Annotated in this window: 18 protein-coding genes; 15 read left to right on the top strand and 3 right to left on the bottom strand. The window is 70.0% G+C overall.

Annotated elements, in window-relative coordinates; genetic code table 11:
• The 3 genes from ABZ434_RS31570 to prcA form a co-directional block, all read left to right on the top strand.
• On the top strand, positions 1 to 246 hold a 246-nt coding region (locus ABZ434_RS31570; protein ID WP_359143867.1), incomplete at its 5' end, for an endonuclease domain-containing protein.
• A complete protein-coding gene (gene prcB, locus ABZ434_RS31565) occupies positions 198 to 1,043 on the top strand; it encodes a proteasome subunit beta (protein WP_359143864.1) in 846 nt (281 codons plus the stop codon). The genes ABZ434_RS31570 and prcB, both read left to right, overlap by 49 nt.
• Before the next feature lie 59 nt (positions 1,044 to 1,102).
• Positions 1,103 to 1,957, top strand: coding sequence for a proteasome subunit alpha (gene prcA, locus ABZ434_RS31560; RefSeq protein WP_359143861.1), 855 nt, complete (start codon positions 1,103 to 1,105; stop codon positions 1,955 to 1,957).
• 54 nt (positions 1,958 to 2,011) lie between these two features.
• On the opposite strand, the gene ABZ434_RS31555 is transcribed toward prcA, so the two are convergent.
• On the bottom strand, positions 2,012 to 3,049 hold the full coding sequence (locus tag ABZ434_RS31555; RefSeq protein WP_359143858.1) for a LacI family DNA-binding transcriptional regulator: 1,038 nt from the start codon (positions 3,047 to 3,049) through the stop codon (positions 2,012 to 2,014).
• 133 nt (positions 3,050 to 3,182) lie between these two features.
• Here ABZ434_RS31555 and ABZ434_RS31550 point away from each other — a divergent pair, with 133 nt between their 5' ends.
• The 12 genes from ABZ434_RS31550 to ABZ434_RS31495 all read left to right on the top strand — a co-directional run bounded on the left by ABZ434_RS31550 (position 3,183) and on the right by ABZ434_RS31495 (position 15,443).
• Positions 3,183 to 4,442 (top strand): MFS transporter, encoded by a 1,260-nt coding sequence (locus ABZ434_RS31550; RefSeq protein ID WP_359143855.1) that lies wholly within the window; start codon positions 3,183 to 3,185, stop codon positions 4,440 to 4,442.
• Positions 4,443 to 4,659: 217 nt separating this feature from the next.
• Positions 4,660 to 6,021, top strand: a complete 1,362-nt coding sequence (pafA, locus tag ABZ434_RS31545; protein ID WP_123468669.1) for a Pup--protein ligase — start codon at positions 4,660 to 4,662, stop codon at positions 6,019 to 6,021.
• A 140-nt stretch (positions 6,022 to 6,161) separates the two neighbouring features.
• A complete protein-coding gene (locus ABZ434_RS31540) occupies positions 6,162 to 7,118 on the top strand; it encodes an FKBP-type peptidyl-prolyl cis-trans isomerase (protein ID WP_359143852.1) in 957 nt (318 codons plus the stop codon).
• A 43-nt stretch (positions 7,119 to 7,161) separates the two neighbouring features.
• The gene (locus ABZ434_RS31535) at positions 7,162 to 7,533 is read left to right on the top strand and encodes an FKBP-type peptidyl-prolyl cis-trans isomerase (protein ID WP_359143849.1); all 372 of its coding nucleotides are present in this window, start codon (positions 7,162 to 7,164) and stop codon (positions 7,531 to 7,533) included.
• A 114-nt stretch (positions 7,534 to 7,647) separates the two neighbouring features.
• A complete protein-coding gene (locus tag ABZ434_RS31530; RefSeq protein WP_359143846.1) occupies positions 7,648 to 8,601 on the top strand; it encodes a WYL domain-containing protein in 954 nt (317 codons plus the stop codon).
• A gap of 13 nt (positions 8,602 to 8,614) precedes the next feature.
• Positions 8,615 to 9,571 carry a WYL domain-containing protein gene (locus ABZ434_RS31525; RefSeq protein ID WP_359143843.1) on the top strand — a complete coding sequence of 319 codons (957 nt, stop codon included), beginning with the start codon at positions 8,615 to 8,617 and terminating at the stop codon, positions 9,569 to 9,571.
• Positions 9,572 to 9,589: 18 nt separating this feature from the next.
• The gene (locus tag ABZ434_RS31520) at positions 9,590 to 9,868 is read left to right on the top strand and encodes a hypothetical protein (protein ID WP_359143840.1); all 279 of its coding nucleotides are present in this window, start codon (positions 9,590 to 9,592) and stop codon (positions 9,866 to 9,868) included.
• Between the two features lie 47 nt (positions 9,869 to 9,915).
• Positions 9,916 to 10,113, top strand: a complete 198-nt coding sequence (locus ABZ434_RS31515) for a hypothetical protein (RefSeq protein ID WP_359143838.1) — start codon at positions 9,916 to 9,918, stop codon at positions 10,111 to 10,113.
• A gap of 227 nt (positions 10,114 to 10,340) precedes the next feature.
• Complete coding sequence (gene tatA, locus ABZ434_RS31510) at positions 10,341 to 10,631, top strand: Sec-independent protein translocase subunit TatA (protein WP_359143882.1); 291 nt, start codon at positions 10,341 to 10,343, stop codon at positions 10,629 to 10,631.
• Between the two features lie 49 nt (positions 10,632 to 10,680).
• Positions 10,681 to 11,637 carry a twin-arginine translocase subunit TatC gene (gene tatC, locus ABZ434_RS31505; protein WP_359143835.1) on the top strand — a complete coding sequence of 319 codons (957 nt, stop codon included), beginning with the start codon at positions 10,681 to 10,683 and terminating at the stop codon, positions 11,635 to 11,637.
• Between the two features lie 18 nt (positions 11,638 to 11,655).
• Positions 11,656 to 12,564: a diacylglycerol kinase gene (locus tag ABZ434_RS31500; protein WP_359143832.1), complete on the top strand. Its 909-nt coding sequence runs from the start codon at positions 11,656 to 11,658 to the stop codon at positions 12,562 to 12,564.
• Between the two features lie 44 nt (positions 12,565 to 12,608).
• A complete protein-coding gene (locus tag ABZ434_RS31495) occupies positions 12,609 to 15,443 on the top strand; it encodes a DEAD/DEAH box helicase (RefSeq protein WP_359143879.1) in 2,835 nt (944 codons plus the stop codon).
• Positions 15,444 to 15,789: 346 nt separating this feature from the next.
• Here the strand turns inward: ABZ434_RS31495 and ABZ434_RS31490 are convergent, their stop codons facing one another.
• Both ABZ434_RS31490 and ABZ434_RS31485 read right to left on the bottom strand, forming a co-directional pair.
• Positions 15,790 to 16,236: an SPW repeat protein gene (locus tag ABZ434_RS31490; RefSeq protein ID WP_359143830.1), complete on the bottom strand. Its 447-nt coding sequence runs from the start codon at positions 16,234 to 16,236 to the stop codon at positions 15,790 to 15,792.
• A gap of 133 nt (positions 16,237 to 16,369) precedes the next feature.
• Positions 16,370 to 17,323: an ADP-ribosylglycohydrolase family protein gene (locus tag ABZ434_RS31485; RefSeq protein ID WP_359143827.1), complete on the bottom strand. Its 954-nt coding sequence runs from the start codon at positions 17,321 to 17,323 to the stop codon at positions 16,370 to 16,372.
• Between the last annotated feature and the right edge of the window lie 43 nt (positions 17,324 to 17,366).

Raw genomic sequence — 17,366 nt, 5'->3', positions numbered from 1 at the left:
GGGCGGACGCCCGCACCGCACGCCGCGGGCACGGATCGAGCGATCGGTCCGAATGCCTCCGCCGCACATGTGGATCACCGCCGTCAGACGGGTAGGGTCCGTGGCATACGGTGCTTCAACTGCAATTCGGCCGTAGGCAAGTTGGGAGATGATCCTGACACCTTGCGCAGGGCCATCGCTTACCTGGAGGGAAACGCGTGGAAGCCAACACTCGTAGCACCGGGCGTCTACCAGCTGCCTTCCTGACGCCCGGGTCCTCTTCCTTCATGGACTTCCTGTCCGATCAGTCGCCCGGGATGCTCCCGGGCAACCGGCAGCTGCCGCCCATGAAGGGGGCCATCGAGGCCCCGCACGGCACCACGATCGTCGCGGCGACCTTCCCCGGAGGCGTCGTCCTGGCCGGTGACCGGCGGGCGACCATGGGCAACATGATCGCGCAGCGCGACATCGAGAAGGTCTTCCCGGCCGACGAGTACTCGGCGGTGGGCATCGCCGGCACGGCAGGTCTGGCCGTGGAGATGGTCAAGCTCTTCCAGCTGGAGCTGGAACACTTCGAGAAGGTCGAGGGGGCCCAGCTCTCCCTCGAGGGCAAGGCGAACCGGCTCTCCACGATGATCCGGAGCAATCTGGCGATGGCCATGCAGGGGCTCGCCGTGGTGCCGCTCTTCGCCGGCTACGACGTCGACCGCGAGCGGGGCCGAATCTTCAGTTACGACGTCACCGGCGGCCGTTCCGAGGAGCACGGGTACGCGTCCACCGGCTCCGGCTCGATCTTCGCCCGGGGCTCGATGAAGAAGCTCTACCGCGAGGACCTGACGGAGGAGCAGACGCTCACGCTGGTCGTACAGGCGCTGTACGACGCGGCGGACGACGATTCGGCGACCGGCGGCCCCGACGTGGCCCGTCGCATCTACCCGATCGTCACCGTCATCACCGACGAGGGCTTCCGGAAGCTGACCGAGACGGAATCCTCCGAGATCGCGCGCTCGATTCTGGAACGCCGGATGGAACAGCCCGACGGCCCGCGCGCCGAGCTGCTCTGACCGGCCGTACCGAGGCTTCTTCGATGCTCCTGCCACTGACAGAAAGGGACGGATAGCCGGTGTCGACGCCGTTCTATGTCTCACCTCAGCAGGCCATGGCCGACCGGGCGGAATACGCCCGGAAGGGCATTGCCCGTGGTCGCAGCCTGGTTGTGCTGCAGTACGCCGACGGCATTGTGTTCGTCGGCGAGAACCCGTCCCGTGCGCTGCACAAGTTCAGCGAGATCTATGACCGGATCGGTTTCGCCGCCGCCGGGAAGTACAACGAGTACGAGAATCTCCGCATCGGCGGAGTGCGCTACGCCGATCTGCGCGGATACACCTATGACCGCGACGATGTGACGGCGCGTGGACTGGCGAACGTCTACGCGCAGACCCTCGGCACCATCTTCTCCAGTGCGGCCGAGAAGCCCTACGAGGTGGAGCTCGTGGTCGCCGAGGTCGGTGCCGGGCCGGAGGGCGACCAGATCTACCGGCTGCCGCACGACGGCTCGATCGTGGACGAGCACGGCTCGGTCGCGGTCGGCGGCAACGCCGAACAGATCAGCACCTTCCTGGACCAGCGCCACCGCGACGGGATGTCGCTCGCCGAGGCGCTGAAGCTGGCGGTGCAGGCGCTGTCCCGCGATCCCAACGGCAGCGAGCGGGAGATCCCCGCGGAGCGGCTGGAGGTCGCGGTCCTCGACCGTACGAGGCCGCAGCAGCGCAAGTTCAAGCGGATCGTCGGCCGGCAGCTGGCGCGGCTGCTGGAAGCGGACGGCGCCGGTGCGACACCGACGGACGCTCCTTCGGACGCGGAGGACGGCGACGACGCGGTCACGACCGGGACGACGACGGACAACGGCAAGGCGGTCAAGAAGAAGGCCGCTCCCGAACCCGGTGATTCGACCGACTCGGGCGGCGACGTGGAGTAGCCGGTCCTGCCGGTCTCCGTGCCCCGGTCCGCCTTCCGGCGGGCCGGGGCACTGTCATGCGCGCCCCCGGCCGGCCGGGGGCGCGGATGAGCCACGGACCACCAGTTGCACCGGGAGGCTGCCGGACTCGGCCTGCCTGCCCTCCAGCACGGCCAGCAGGGCGCTCATGCCACGCTCGCCGACCTGTTCGGCGGGCAGTCGCACGGTGGTCAGCTCCGGCTCGACCGCCGTGGCCAGGGCCAGGTCGTCGAAGCCGGTGACCGAGAGGTCGTCCGGTACGCGCATCCCGAGCCGGCGGGCGGCCTTGCAGGCGCCCGCGGCCAGGATGTCGTCGTCGCAGACGACGGCGGTGGGGCGGGGCCCGGGGAGGGCCAGCGCGCGCTCCGTGGCCTCGCGGCCGGCTCGTACGTCCAGCGCGGCCGGAACGGTCCGCACTTCGGTGCCGGGGACCCCGCGCAGGGTCTCGTGGAGGGCGTGGGCGCGGACCTCGAAGGTCCAGGAGTCGACCGCCGAGGAGAGATGGACGAAGCGGCGGTGGCCGAGGGCGAGCAGGTGCCCGGCGACCTGGCGCATCCCGTCCGCGATGTCGAGGTTGACCCTGGCCGCGGGCCCCGGGGCCGCGGGGTCGCTGTCGAGCATGACCAGGGGTAGTCCCGCGCCGCGCAGGGCCCCCAGGGCGTCGGCGGCCATGGAGGAGGCGATCACCCCGTCCAGGGCGGCGCGTGCGGAGGCGAAGGGGTCCCTGGCCGGGCCCGTACCGTCGGGGGAGGGGTAGAGGACGACGCCGAAGCCGTGCTCCGCGGCGACCGCTGCGGCGCCGGTGTAGACCCGGGCGAAGAACTCGTTCGTCAGCGCGGGGACCACGAGGAGGGCGGTCCTGGTGCGGCCGAGCCGCAGATTGCGGGCGGCGAGGTTGGGCCGGTAGCCGAGGTCGCGGGCGGCCTCACGCACCCTCCCGGCGGTGGCCTCGGAGACCCGGCCGGGCCACTTCTCGCCGAGGACCAGGGAGACGGTGGCCTGCGAGACGCCTGCGGCCCGCGCGACGTCGCGGCTGGTGGGCCGGGGCGGGCCGGGCGTTGCTGGGCTGGACACGCGGGCCTCCGGGCCGGTCGGGGCAGGCGCGATGAGGTGGACCTGCGGACAGGGCTCATGGTACGTATGAACCTGGAAGTTATACGTAAAACCTCGGGTGGCCGGAAGGGCGCTCCAAGGAGAGGGGCGGGACATGGCCGCGGGATATCTGGACATCCTCCGGGCGCGGCATGCCGCGCGGCTGCTGACAGGCACCCTGGTGGGACGGCTGCCGAACGGCACCGCGCACATCGCGATCGTCCTGTTCACCCGCGCGGAGGGCGGCAGTTACACCCTCGCGGGTGCGCTCGCCGCGGTGTACGGGCTGGCCACGGCGGTCGGGCAGCCGCTGCTGGGCCGCGCCGTCGACCTCTACGGCCAGCCCCGGGTCCAGCTCCCCGCCTCCGTCCTCTCCGCCCTCGGAATGGCTCTGCTCGCCGTGGCGGGTCTCGGATCGCTTCCGCTCGCCTACGCGGCGGTGGCCTTGGCCGGAGTGTTCACGCCGCCTCTGGAAGGCGGACTGCGGGCCCTGTGGCCCAGCGTGCTCGGCAGCGAGGACCGGGTGCACCGCGCGTACGCGATGGACGCGGTCGCCCAGGAGATCATGTTCACGGTCGGACCGCTGCTGGTGACCCTGCTGGTGTCCCTCTGGTCACCGGCCGCCGCACTGCTCGTCATCAACACGATCGGCGTCCTGGGGGCGCTGTCCGTCATCCTGTCCGAGCCCTCCAGGTCCTGGCGCTCCGCCCCGCGCGAGGCGCACTGGCTGGGCGCGCTGCGCTCGCGCGGGCTGCTGGCCCTGCTCGGTTCGTTCTTCTTCGTCGGGATGGCGCTGGGCTCCATCACCGTGGCCGGCGTGGCGTACGCCGACGACCACGGGCGGGAGTCCGTCTACGGCTGGCTGATGGCGGCCCTGGGCCTGGGCGCGCTGATCGGGGGAGCGGTGTACGGGGCCCGGCAGTGGTCCGGGCCTCCCGAGCGCAGGCTCCGGGTGATCGTGGCGCTGCTGGCCCTGGGCTATCTGCCGCTCATGCTGACGCCGGGTGTGGTGGCGATGACCGTGCTGGCCGCCGTCGCCGGGGTGTTCCTGGCCCCGGCCATCGCCTGCTCTTTCATCGTCGTCGACCGGCACGCACCCCGGGGCACGGTGACGGAGGCGTTCTCCTGGCTGGTGACGACGTTCGGCGTGGGCGCGGCGGCGGGGACGGCCGTGGCGGGCCCGGCCGTGGAGCTGGGCGGGACGTCGTGGAGCTTCGCCGTCGCGGGGGCGGGCGGAGTGGCCGCTCTGCTCGTCCTGCTCGCCACCGGCGGGATCCTCGCGGCCCCCGGGCACAGTGCTGTCGCGCTGCGTGGCCCGGAAGGCGACCGGAGCGGTGCCGCCGAGCCCGGACTGAGCCCGGGCCACCAGGCGTGACGGGGCGTCGCCCGGGCGTCCGGGTACGCCTGGACGCGGCGCCGCGACATGGCCGTCACGGGGGCCGGTGGAGTGGTGGCGCGGCTCGTTCCGCGGGCCACCGGAAAGGTCCTCGCAGCTCCCGGGCGTAGCGCTGTCGTGGTGAGGATCGGAAAATGATCGAAACGGTGCCGTCGAACCCGGTTTCAGCTCGGGCCATCAGGCGTAATGTTCAGTCATGGACCGCCGCATTTTCGGGCTGGAGAACGAGTACGGCGTCACGTGCACGTTCAGGGGACAGCGCCGACTGTCTCCTGATGAAGTGGCGCGCTACCTCTTCCGCCGTGTTGTGTCATGGGGCCGCAGCAGCAATGTCTTTCTGCGGAACGGCGCCCGCCTCTACCTCGACGTGGGATCGCATCCGGAATATGCAACCCCCGAATGCGACAACCTGACCGAACTGGTCACCCACGACAAGGCCGGCGAGCGCATTCTCGAAGGCCTGCTTGTCGACGCCGAACGCCGCCTGCACGAGGAGGGAATCGCAGGCGACGTCTATCTCTTCAAGAACAACACCGACTCGGCGGGAAACTCCTACGGATGCCATGAGAACTACCTCGTGGCCCGGCACGGAGAATTCTCGCGGCTCGCGGACATCCTCATTCCCTTCCTCGTCACGAGGCAGCTGATCTGCGGTGCCGGCAAGGTGCTGCAGACCCCGCGGGGTGCCGTCTACTGCGTCAGCCAGCGTGCTGAGCACATCTGGGAGGGCGTCAGCTCCGCGACGACGCGTTCCCGTCCCATCATCAACACCCGCGACGAACCGCACGCGGACGCGGAGCGCTACCGCCGCCTCCACGTCATCGTCGGTGACTCCAACATGTCCGAGACGACCATGCTCCTCAAGGTCGGTGCCACCGACCTGGTGCTCCGCATGATCGAGGCGGGCACGGTGATGCGGGACCTGACCCTGGAGAACCCGATCCGGGCGATCCGCGAGGTCAGCCACGACATCACGGGGCAGCGCAAGGTCCGCCTCGCCAGCGGCCGTGAGGCCTCCGCCATAGAGGTGCAGCGCGAGTACTACGAGAAGGCCGTGGACTTCGTGGACCGCCGCGGCATCCGCACGGGCAACGTCGAGAAGGTCCTCGAACTGTGGGGCCGCACGCTCGACGCGATCGAGGCCGAGGACCTCGACCGGATCGGCACCGAGATCGACTGGGTCATGAAGTACAAGCTCATCGAGCGGTACCGGGCCAAGCACAACATGACCATGTCGAATCCGCGGGTCGCCCAGATAGACCTCGCCTACCACGACATCCACCGCCGCCGAGGCCTGTACTACCTGCTGGAACGCAAGGGTCAGGCCGCCCGCATCTGCAACGACCTGAAGATCTTCGAGGGCAAGTCGGTGCCTCCGCAGACCACCAGGGCGCGGCTGCGGGGCGACTTCATCCGGAGGGCCCAGGAGCAGCGGCGGGACTTCACCGTCGACTGGGTCCACCTCAAGCTCAACGACCAGGCGCAGCGCACCGTGTTGTGCAAGGACCCGTTCCGATCCGTCGACGACCGAGTGGAGAAGCTGATCGCGGGTATGTGAGCCGCCGCAGGACGCGCCTCGGCTCCCGTGCGACTCGGGCCCCGTACGTTCCTCGTACGGGGCCCTGTGCACGCCCTAGAGTGTCGGAGGCCCCCAGGGCCGTGTCCCACCAAACGTGTCGTCTGAGATCTGAGGAACCTGTGCGCCGAATTGCCGGCCTTCTCGTCGTCCCCCTGCTGCTGGTGTCAGCGGCCTGCGGCAGCGACGACAAGGGCTCCGACTCCGCTTCCGCCTCCGCGTCCGCCCCCACGAAGGGCGGGTTCCCCGCCATCACCGCGGGCGCGAAGTTCGGTGAGAAGCCCACCCTGGCCAAGGGCACGGGAACGCCGCCCAAAGAGCTGAAGACCAAGGTCATCAGTGAGGGTGACGGCGCGACGCTCAAGAACGGCGACGCGATCCAGGTCAACTACCTGGGGCAGGCCTGGGACTCCGACAAGCCGTTCGACAACAGCTTCGACCGCAAGCAGCCGTTCGATCTCACGCTCGGCGCAGGCATGGTCATCCAGGGCTGGGACAAGGGTCTCGTCGGCCAGAAGGTCGGCAGCAGGGTCGAGCTCGTCATCCCGCCGGACCTCGGGTACGGCGCGCAGGGCCAGGGCGACATCAAGCCGAACGCCACCCTCGTCTTCGTCGTGGACGTCCTGAAGGCGAAGCAGATCCCGGCGTCGGCCAAGGGCACCCCGGTCGCCCAGGACAACGTCGACCTGCCGAAGGTGGGCACGAACACCGACGGCAAGGCGCCGACCCTGACGATCCCCAGCAAGGTCGCCCCGCCCAAGAAGCTCGTCTCCAACTACGTGCTGGAGTCCAAGGGCGAGGTCGTCAAGGAGACCGACACGGTCGTCGTGAACTACGTGGCCAAGCTGTGGAAGGACGGCAAGGAGTTCGACAACACGTACACCACGGGCAAGACCGCCTCCTTCCCGCTGGCCCAGGTCACCCTCAAGGGCCTCAAGAACGGCCTGATCGGCAAGAAGATCGGCAGCCGCGTGCTGCTCGTCATCCCGCCGGACCAGGGCCTCGGTGACAAGGCGCAGCAGTCCGTGCCGGCGAACTCCACGCTCGTCTTCGCCGTGGACATCCTGGCAAAGATGTAAGACTGTCCCGGTTGCCCAGTTCATCATTCAGAGGAGCAAGTCAGTGAGCATCGAGAAGCCCGAGATCGACTTCCCGGGTGGCGAGCCGCCGGCCGACCTGGAGATCAAGGAGATCTGGGAAGGCGAAGGCGCCGAGGCCAAGGCCGGCCAGACCGTCTCCGTGCACTACGTGGGCGTGGCCTTCTCCACCGGTGAGGAATTCGACTCCTCCTGGAACCGCGGCACGCCGCTCCAGTTCCAGCTCGGTGCCGGTCGGGTCATCAAGGGCTGGGACCAGGGCCTGGAGGGCATGAAGGTCGGCGGCCGCCGCCAGCTGACCATCCCCGCGCACCTCGCGTACGGTGACCGCGGCGCCGGCGGCGCGATCGCCCCGGGCGAGACGCTGATCTTCGTCTGCGACCTGATGGCCGTCTGACCGAGCACCCCCACGCTCCGAGGGCCCGTGCCGCAAGGCACGGGCCCTCGCTTTTGTCCGGACACCCCGGGGCGGTACGGTCGACGGTCGTAGAGCAAAACAGAGAGGGCGTCGATGGCGATTGCCAAGGCCGAGCGGCTGATGAACCTGGCACTGTGTCTGCTGGGGACCCGGCGCCCGCTCAGCAAGCGCGAACTGCGCGGTTCCATCGAGGCGTACCTCGAGGCGGGATCCGACGACGCCTTCAACCGGATGTTCGAGCGCGACAAGGACGATCTGCGCGAGCTCGGTCTGGTCATCGAGACCGTGGAGAACCTGGACGGCGACACCGGCTACCTCGCCCGCCGTGACAGCAACCGGCTGCCCCCCATCACGCTGGACGCCGAGGAGGCCGCCGCGCTGGGGCTGGCAGCCAAGGTCTGGCAGCAGGCCCGGCTGGCGGGCGCCGCCAGCGGCGCCCTGCAGAAGCTGCGGGCCGCGGGCATGCCCGAGGCGGAGGACGCCTACGAGGTGCACAGCGCCCTCGAACCCCGTATCCCCGTGCACGAAGCCGCGTTCGAGCCGCTGATGCTGGCCTGCCGCGACCGCCGGCCGGTGACCTTCGACTATCGCAAGGCCAACGCCGCCCGCCCTGAGCAGCGTCAGGTCGAGCCGTGGACGCTGGAGTGCTGGCGCGGGCACTGGTACCTGGCCGGCTGGGACCGTGGGCGGGGGGCCGAGCGGGTCTTCCGGCTCTCCCGGATCTCCGGCAAGGTCCGTTCGCGGGCCGGTGCCTTCACCGCCGAGGTCCCCGACGTGGTCACCGTCCGCGAGACCGTCGAGAGCTGGGCGGGGGAGACGGCGACGCGCACGGCACTGATCAGGCTGCGGGCCGATTCCGGCTACCCGCTCCGGGCGAGGGCGATATCGGTTCGGGAACTCGGGGACGGGTGGGAGGAGTTGGAGATCCCGTACGGACACGGTCTGGACGCCTGGCTCGTCGAGTTCGGCCCGGACGTCGTCGTACAGGAACCTGCGGATCTGCGGGCCGACGTGGTGGACCGGCTGCGCGCCGTGGCCAAGGACTGAGGGGACCGTATTCATGGCCACGAACGCCATCGACCAGACCCGCCGGATGCTCTCCCTGGTGACGTATCTGCGTGAGCGCCCCGGCGCCCACGTCCAGGACGTCGCCCGGGCCTTCGGGATCACCGAGGACGAGCTGATCTCGGACCTCGACGTCCTGCCCATGTGCGGCACCAGCTTCCGCGGCGGCGATCTGCTGGACATCGACACCGACGGCGACCGCATCTGGTGGCACAACCCGGACGACGTCGCGGAGCCGCTCCGCCTCGCGGCCGACGAGGCGACGGCTCTGCTGGTCGCGGCGCGCGCCGTCGCGACGCTGCCCGGACTGCGCGAGAGCGACCGCCAGGCACTGCTGCGGGCCACTGCCAAGCTGGAGGCCGCCGCCGGTGAGGTGGGGGCCGCGAGCTCCCGGCTCTCGGTCACCTTCGAGTCCGAGGGGGGCGTCTTCGCCGACGTGGACCGGGCGATCTCCGAGCGCCGCCGGCTCTGGCTGCGCTACTACTCACCCGCGCGTGACGAACTCACCGAGCGCGAGGTGGACCCGATCAGGCTGTTCGCCGTCGGACACACCTACATGGAGGCCTGGTGCCGGTCCTCCGAGGACCGGCGTACCTTCCGCCTCGACCGGGTCGCCGAGATCAGGCTGCTCGACGAGCCGGCCGCGCCGCCGGAGCTGGAGCTCCGGGATCTGTCGGAAGGGCTGGTCCAGCCCGCTGCGGAGGACCCCGAGGTCGTGGTCGAGGTCGGGCCCGGCGGACGCTGGGTCGCCGAGTACTACCCGCACGACAGTGCGGACGAACTGCCCGACGGCGGCCTGCGGATCACGCTGCGCACCCCCGACCCGGCATCGCTGCGCAGGCTGGCGCTCCGGCTCGGCCGGGAGGGACGCATCGTCTCGCCGCCGGAGCTGGCAGGGAGCGCACGGACCGCGGCCCGTGCGGCGCTCGCCGCGTACGACGGACTGGCCTGAGGGGAGACCTGAGGAGATATGGGCAATATGTCTGTGGTGTCCGGAGTTTCCGATGTGCCGACCGTGGTCGTCCCCGAGTCCGTACGGTTCAAGGCCGCCTGCCCGGAATGCCGCGCGCGGTTCGAACTGGCGGCGGCGGAGTTCCGTCTCGCGATCGGCGCGAGCAGCCGGACCACGTTCTACTCCTTCACCTGCCCCGTGTGCGACGTGTCCGTCCGCCGGCCCGCGGGGGAGCGGATAGTGGAACTCCTCACCGGCGGCGGCGTGCGGACGCTGCGCCTGCACTCCGGCGCCTGAGACATCACTCCGGCCCTTCGGACACTAGACACATCGAGGCACTGCGCATGTTCTGGCCCATGCTCGCCATCGCCCTGGGATTCCTCGGGATCGCCGTCCTGGGCGTGCTGGCCGTCAAGGTCTTCGTCGAGGCCCAGCGCCTCGGTCACCAGGTGACAAGCACCACTGAACGCATCAACCGGGCGGCCGAGGACCTGGAACGGGCGGCCGTGAACCTCGCGGCCACAGGCGAAACCCTGCGCTGACGGGGCCTGTTTGATCCGGCCGGGCGCGGCCTCCTCTTTCATAGTCGCGGGGGGTACGCTGCTGGTGACGGCCCTGGCAGGAGGCGCGGGCCGCAGCGAAAGTATGCATAGGCATTGCCTCGCGTTTACTCCCGCGGGTTACGATCGCTCCCAGCGAAATGGTCGGACGTGTGTCCGATCCAAGGGCAGCGAGCCCACCTCCAGCCGCCTCAGCGAGAAGGAAGCACATCATGGGCAATCTGAAGCCTCTCGAGATCGTTCTGATCATCGCTGTCATCCTGCTGTTGTTCGGTGCCAAGAAGCTTCCTGACATGGCCCGTTCCCTCGGCAAGTCGGCCCGCATCCTCAAGAGCGAGGCCAAGGCGATGAAGAAGGACGACGAGCCGGTGGCCACGACGGACACGGTCGCCGACCAGGGTGCTCAGCAGCCCGCCGCCGCGCGCACGATCCAGGCCGCTCCCGGCGATGTGACGAGCTCCCGCCCGGTGAACGAAGCGAAGCCCACCACCCAGAGCTGATAGCTGACGGATCCATCCGGCAGCTGCCGCACGAGACGAGGGAAGTGGGTTGCTCAAGTCTGCCCGCAAGCAGGAGAAGGACGGCGAGGGGCGGATGCCTCTCGCTGATCACCTGCGTGAGTTGCGTAACCGACTGCTGATCGCGGTGGTGGCGGTCGTCGTCATCACGGCGGTCACGGCTTTCTTCTACCAGGATCTGATCGACTTCCTGATCCGCCCGATCCTGGAGTCGGTCGGATGCACCGACGGACAGAAGAAGCAGGCGAACGGTCGCCCCTGCGCCGAGATGACGGTGAACGGGCTGGTCGCGCCGTTCTCCATCGCTCTCAAGGTCTCCCTCATGGCGGGCGTGGTGTTCTCCACTCCCGTCTGGCTCTACCAGCTCTGGGCGTTCCTGGCTCCGGGGCTGCACAGGAACGAGAAGAAGTACGCGCTGAGCTTCGTCGGCGCCGGCGTGCCGCTGTTCTGTGTCGGGGCCGCTCTCGCCTACATCCTGATGCCGCAGACGGCGGCGGTGCTGCTCGACTTCACACCGGACAACACGACGAACCTGTTGCCCGTCGACGACTACCTCGACATCGTCACGCGCATGGTCATCGTGTTCGGGCTGGCCTTCGAGCTGCCGCTCCTGCTCGTCCTGCTCAACTTCACCGGAGTCCTCACGGCCAAGCGGCTCGCGTCCTGGTGGCGCGCCATGGTCATGGGCATCACGGTCTTCGCCGCAGTGGCCACCCCGACCGGTGACCCGCTCACGATGATCTCGCTGGCCGCGCCGATCGTGCTGCTCTACTTCATGGCGCTCGGCATCTGCATCGTCAACGACCGGCGGAGGCGTCGCAGCAACCCCGACGCCGATCTCGACGACGACGAGGCCTCGGAGCTGGATCTCACCCCCGAGGACATCGGCGAGATGGAGAACGTGTCGGCTTCGCTGCCCGCACAGGCCGATGGGGCACAGGACGGCGGACGTTCGACCCGGCGAGACGGTTACGACGACATCACCTGACCTTGTAAGGTCCCCCGGGTGACCAGCGAGATCACCCTTTTCGTCAATCCCACCGCAGGACGCGGCCGGGGCGCGCACGCCGCGCAGCCGGCCGCTTCCGCGTTGCGGGACGCCGGTTTCTCCGTCCGTACGGTGCTCGGTGAGGACGCCGACGACGCGTTGCGGCGGGCGCGCGAGGCCGTGGCCGGGGGGACGGGCGCGCTCATAGCCGTCGGCGGCGACGGGATGATGTCCCTCGCCCTCCAGGCGGTCGCCGGCACGCTGACGCCGTTGGGTGTCGTCGCCGTCGGTACGGGCAACGACTTCGCCCGCGCCCTCGGCATGCCGATACGGGACCCGGCGGCGGCGGGGCGGCTGGCCGCCGAGGCGCTGAAGTGCGGTGCCGTCCGCGAGATCGACCTCGGGCGGGCCGGTGAGCGCTGGTTCGGTTCGGTGCTCGCCTCCGGCTTCGACTCCCGCGTCAACGACCGCGGCAACCGGATGCGCTGGGTCGGCGGCCGGTTCAAGTACGACCTGGCGATCCTCGCCGAACTCGCCGCCTTCAAGCCGATCACGTACCGCGTGAGTACGGACGGCGGACCGTCCCGGGAAATCGAGGCGACGCTCATCGCGGTCGGGAACGGCTCGACCTACGGCGGCGGCATGCGGATCTGCGCCGACGCCGTCATGGACGACGGCCTCTTCGACGTGACCGTCGTCGGCGACTGCAGCCGCACCACCCTTCTCAAGGTGTTCCCCAAGGTCTACAAGGGGACGCACCTCGGCCACCCCGCCGTCACCGTGCACCGGGTCTCCTCCATCACGCTCGAAGCGGCCGGTGTCACCGCGTACGCGGACGGTGAACCGCTCGGTGCGCTTCCGCTGACCGCCACGTGCGTACCGGGTGCGGTCCGGGTGCTCGGAGCGGGTTCTGCGACGGGGAATTAAAGATCGCTTCACTGTCATAGGTGACGGGTAGGCTCGTGGACAAGATGACAGAGGACCTCTCACCAGCTGAGCGATACCAGGCTTCCCGGATCCGAGCCGTCGAGCAGGCGACCGCGCTCGGACCGTTCCGCGAGATGTACGAGTTCGATCTGGACCCCTACCAGATCGAGGCCTGCAAGGCGCTGGAGGCCGGCAAGGGCGTGCTCGTCGCCGCCCCGACGGGTTCGGGCAAGACGATCGTCGGCGAGTTCGCCGTGCACCTCGCCCTGGCCCAGGGCCGCAAGTGCTTCTACACCACGCCGATCAAGGCCCTGTCCAACCAGAAGTTCGCCGACCTGGTCAAACGCTACGGCGCGGACAAGGTCGGCCTGCTCACCGGGGACAACAGCGTCAACGCCGACGCACCGGTGGTCGTCATGACCACCGAGGTGCTCAGGAACATGCTGTACGCGGGCTCCCAGGCGCTGACCGGTCTCGGTCACGTGGTCATGGACGAGGTGCACTACCTCTCCGACCGCTTCCGGGGTGCCGTCTGGGAGGAAGTGATCATCCACCTCCCCGAGTCCGTCACGCTGGTGTCGCTGTCGGCGACCGTGTCCAACGCCGAGGAGTTCGGGGACTGGCTGGACACCGTCCGCGGGGACACCGAGGTGATCGTCTCCGAGCACCGGCCGGTGCCGCTCTGGCAGCACGTGCTTGCGGGCCGACGGATGTACGACCTCTTCGAGGAGGAGAGCGACCACGGCGGCCGCGGCGTCGGACGCCGGGAAGTCAACCCCGACCTGGTCCGGCTCGCCCGCATGGAGAACCAGCGCGGGTACAACCCGCGCGAACGCCGCCGCGGGAAGATGGTGCGCGAGGCGGACCGCGAGCGCGAGCGGCGCCAGCGCAGCCGGATCTGGACACCGTCGCGGGCCGAGGTCATCGACCGGCTCGACGCCGAGGGGCTGCTGCCCGCCATCACGTTCATTTTCAGCCGGGCCGGCTGCGAGGCCGCGGTACAGCAGTGTCTGCACGCCGGACTGCGGCTCAACGACGAGGACAAGCGCCGGCTGGTCCGGGAGATCGTCGAGCAGCGCACGGCGTCCATCCCCACCGAGGACCTGCACGTCCTCGGGTACTACGAGTGGCTCGAAGGCTTGGAGCGGGGCATCGCCGCGCACCACGCCGGGATGCTGCCGACCTTCAAGGAGGTCGTCGAGGAGCTCTTCGTGCGCGGGCTCGTCAAGGCGGTCTTCGCGACGGAGACCCTCGCGCTCGGCATCAACATGCCCGCGCGCTCGGTGGTCCTGGAGAAGCTCGTCAAGTGGAACGGCGAACAGCACGCCGACATCACCCCCGGCGAGTACACCCAGCTGACCGGGCGGGCAGGCCGGCGCGGCATCGATGTCGAGGGCCACGCCGTGGTGCTCTGGCAGCGCGGCATGGACCCGGGTGCGCTGGCCGGACTCGCGGGCACGCGTACGTATCCGCTGCGTTCCAGCTTCCGGCCGTCGTACAACATGGCCGTCAACCTGGTGCAGCAGTTCGGGCGGCACCGCTCGCGCGAGCTGCTGGAGACCTCCTTCGCCCAGTTCCAGGCGGACCGCTCGGTCGTCGGGATCTCCCGCCAGGTCCAGAAGAACGAGGAGGGCCTGGAGGGCTACCGCGAGGGCATGACCTGCCACCTCGGTGACTTCGAGGAGTACGCGCGACTGCGCCGCGACCTCAAGGACCGGGAGACGGAGCTCGCCAAGCAGGGCGCCTCGCAGCGGCGGGCCGCGGCGGCGGCGTCCCTGGAGAAGCTCAAGCCCGGCGACGTCATCCACGTGCCCACCGGCAAGTTCGCCGGTCTGGCGCTCGTCCTCGATCCGGGGCTGCCGGCCGGGCGGACCAACGGGCACGGGCACCGGGGGCTCGAATACCACGACGGGCCGCGGCCCCTGGTGCTGACCGCGGAGCGCCAGGTCAAGCGGCTGGCCTCGATCGACTTCCCGGTGCCCGTCGAGGCGCTGGAGCGGATGCGTGTCCCGAAGTCGTTCAACCCGCGCTCGCCCCAGTCGCGCCGCGACCTGGCGTCCGCTCTGCGCACCAAGGCCGGGCACATCGTGCCGGACCGGCACCACCGGGGGCGGTCCGTCGCCGCGGACGACCGCGAGATCGCGCGTTACCGGGCCGAGCTGCGCGCCCACCCCTGTCACGGGTGCGACGAGCGCGAGGACCACGCGCGGTGGGCCGAGCGGTATCACCGGCTGCAGAGGGACACGCATCAGTTGGAGCGGCGGATCGAGGGCCGGACGAACACGATCGCCCGCACCTTCGACCGGATCGTGGCGCTTCTCACCGAGCTGGACTATCTGCGGGGCAGTGAAGTCACCGAGCACGGGCGGCGGCTGGCCAGGCTGTACGGCGAGCTGGACCTGCTGGCGAGCGAATGCCTGCGGGCAGGCGTGTGGGAGGGCCTCAACCCCGCCGAACTCGCCGCGTGCGTCTCGGCGTTGGTGTACGAGGCGCGACAGGCGGACGATGCGGTGGCTCCGAAGCTGCCGTCCGGTCCGGCAAAGACCGCCATGGGGGAGATGGTCCGTATCTGGGGCCGCCTCGACGCCCTGGAGGAGGACTTCAAGATCAATCAGGCGGAGGGGGTCGGCCAGCGCGAGCCCGATCTCGGGTTTGCCTGGGCGGTGTACATGTGGGCGTCCGGCCGGACCCTGGACGAGGTGCTGCGCGAGGCGGAGATGCCGGCGGGCGACTTCGTGCGGTGGTGCAAGCAGGTGATCGACGTGCTGGGGCAGGTGGCTGCCGCGGCGCCGCGCGAGGGCAGTTCGGTGGCGCGGAACGCACGGAAGGCTGTGGACGAGGTGCTGCGCGGAGTGGTGGCCTACAGCTCTGTGGGCTGACGTGGGCACCGGGGCGGGGCACCCCGGGCGTGCCTTGTCCCCTGCCGGCCCCTTCCTGTCACGGGGCCCCGGGCCCGTACTCCACTGCTCCTCAGGCGTCGGAGTGCGGGAAGGGGACATCGGCCGGTTCCGCGTTCAGCGGGGCCGGCCGACGGCGTGCTTCCTCCTCGGGTACAGCCCTGGGGCTGTCGTCACACTCCCGCCTGCCGCGTGACGCCTGCCACGCACACTCGCGGCGTTGCCGAGATGCCCTGGTAGCTCCGCTACGAGACCATTCCGGGGCGCTGCGACTGCACGCACCGGACGCCGCGCGGCCGCCCTCCGGGCGACGGCGGGACGACAGGCCCTAGGCGCGGCCCTTGGTGCCGCTCTTCATCGAGGCGCCCGCGCAGACCAGCCCCAGCAGGACGGTCAGACCGCCGATGATGACGTTGTTGAGCACGACGCCCATGTCCGGGCTGCTGCCCACCACCCAGGGCGAAATGATCATCCAGGCGCCCATGGCGCAGATGGCCCAGCTCAAGCCGTACATCCGCTGCGGCATCACGGTGAATCCCAGACCCAGCACGGCGATCGCGATGCCCATGATCAGGTTGTGCGTCACGAGGGGAGCCTGGGAGGTGGTGAAGTGCAGCACCCAGGGCGAGACGGCGCAGTACAGACCGACCAGGAACACCGGTCCGTCCACGAGTGCCACATCGCGGCCACCCAGCATCCGGTCGTAGCGGTCACGCATTTCGGTGACATCGGGATGTCCGGCCATGTCGTGGCCGGTGTGCGAGACGTTCGACATGAGTTCGTCTCCTTCGATCCTGCAGGCCGGGCTGCCGGTCGGTGCGTTGTGTGGCCTGCCATCCCATTCTGCTCTTATATGCCGCTTATGTGTAGATTCAAAGCGGCTGAATGTCCGCAGGATTCGCATCGGTTCACCGGCGGTCCAGCCGGCCGGCCAGCGCGACCAGATCCGGGGTGCGCAGGACACGGTCCCCGAACCCGGGCATCGGGACGTGCAGGGGCCCGGTCCAGCGCGTCGGGATGGCGCCGAACCCGTACACCGCACCGGCCAGTGCCCCGGTCACCGCGGCCACCGTGTCGGTGTCGCCGCCCACGTCGATCGCCGTAGCCAGTGCCTCCTCGTACGACGGCGTCGAGCGCAGCGCCCACAGGGCCGTGCCCAGGCAGGGCCATACCGCGCCGTTGAACTCCGTGGCCCGGTCCGGATCCCAGTCGGGTGCGAGGACGCGGGCCCAGCGCTCGCGGTGATCCGGGTGGACGGAAGCCAGCGCGCTCGGGACGGCGGCGAGCGGGTCGGCCCCCGCCAGTGCCACCCTGATCAGTTCGTGCAGGAGAGCCGTTCCCTCCCAGGCGGCCCGGTCACCGTGGGTCAACGCGGCGATCCGTCGGGCCGCGTCCATCGTGGCGGAACGTGCGTCCGCGTCGGACCGCCCTGCTCCGGCGAAGTACACGGCGGAGCAGGCGGCCCGCATCAGTGAACCGTTGCCCGCCGCCCGCCCGGTGAGCTGGAAGTGCAGTGCCGCCGCGATGTCCCACGGGTCGCCGCTGGTCAGGACGGCCTCCGTCTGGAGGCCGATGTCCTTCGGATCGCCGGCCGCCCACTGCCGGAAGCGGCGGAACAGGTCGGGCAGGTCGAGGCTGCCGCGCTCCAGCAGGGACTCCGCGACGAGGACGGACATCTGTGTGTCGTCCGTCGCCTCGCCGGGGTCCCAGCCACCGCCCCCGCACATCATGCCGACCCGGTCCGGGAAGCGGGCCGTGTAGACGCCCGCCGGACCGAACTCGAAGGGCGCGCCCAGCGCGTCGCCCACCGCCGATCCGACCACGGCGCCCGCCGCCCGGTCCTGTCTGCTCGAGGAGACCATCGGGACAGCGTACGGAGGCGGTTCGCGGCGGGCGGGCGCGGGA

Source organism: Streptomyces sp. NPDC005761 (assembly GCF_040630635.1).
Taxonomy (GTDB): Bacteria; Actinomycetota; Actinomycetes; order Streptomycetales; family Streptomycetaceae; genus Streptomyces.
The sequence above is the reverse complement of the archived record's forward strand: the minus strand, read 5'-3'. Positions and strand labels throughout refer to the sequence as shown.

Coding starts and splice junctions, on each gene's coding strand:
- pafA (WP_123468669.1), top strand. CDS start 4,660: ATGGACCGCCGCATTTTCGGGCTGGAGAACGAGTACGGCGTCACGTGC.
- ABZ434_RS31495 (WP_359143879.1), top strand. CDS start 12,609: ATGACAGAGGACCTCTCACCAGCTGAGCGATACCAGGCTTCCCGGATC.
- ABZ434_RS31520 (WP_359143840.1), top strand. CDS start 9,590: ATGGGCAATATGTCTGTGGTGTCCGGAGTTTCCGATGTGCCGACCGTG.
- ABZ434_RS31515 (WP_359143838.1), top strand. CDS start 9,916: ATGTTCTGGCCCATGCTCGCCATCGCCCTGGGATTCCTCGGGATCGCC.
- ABZ434_RS31525 (WP_359143843.1), top strand. CDS start 8,615: ATGGCCACGAACGCCATCGACCAGACCCGCCGGATGCTCTCCCTGGTG.
- ABZ434_RS31530 (WP_359143846.1), top strand. CDS start 7,648: ATGGCGATTGCCAAGGCCGAGCGGCTGATGAACCTGGCACTGTGTCTG.
- ABZ434_RS31490 (WP_359143830.1), bottom strand. CDS start 16,236: ATGTCGAACGTCTCGCACACCGGCCACGACATGGCCGGACATCCCGAT.
- ABZ434_RS31550 (WP_359143855.1), top strand. CDS start 3,183: ATGGCCGCGGGATATCTGGACATCCTCCGGGCGCGGCATGCCGCGCGG.
- ABZ434_RS31485 (WP_359143827.1), bottom strand. CDS start 17,323: ATGGTCTCCTCGAGCAGACAGGACCGGGCGGCGGGCGCCGTGGTCGGA.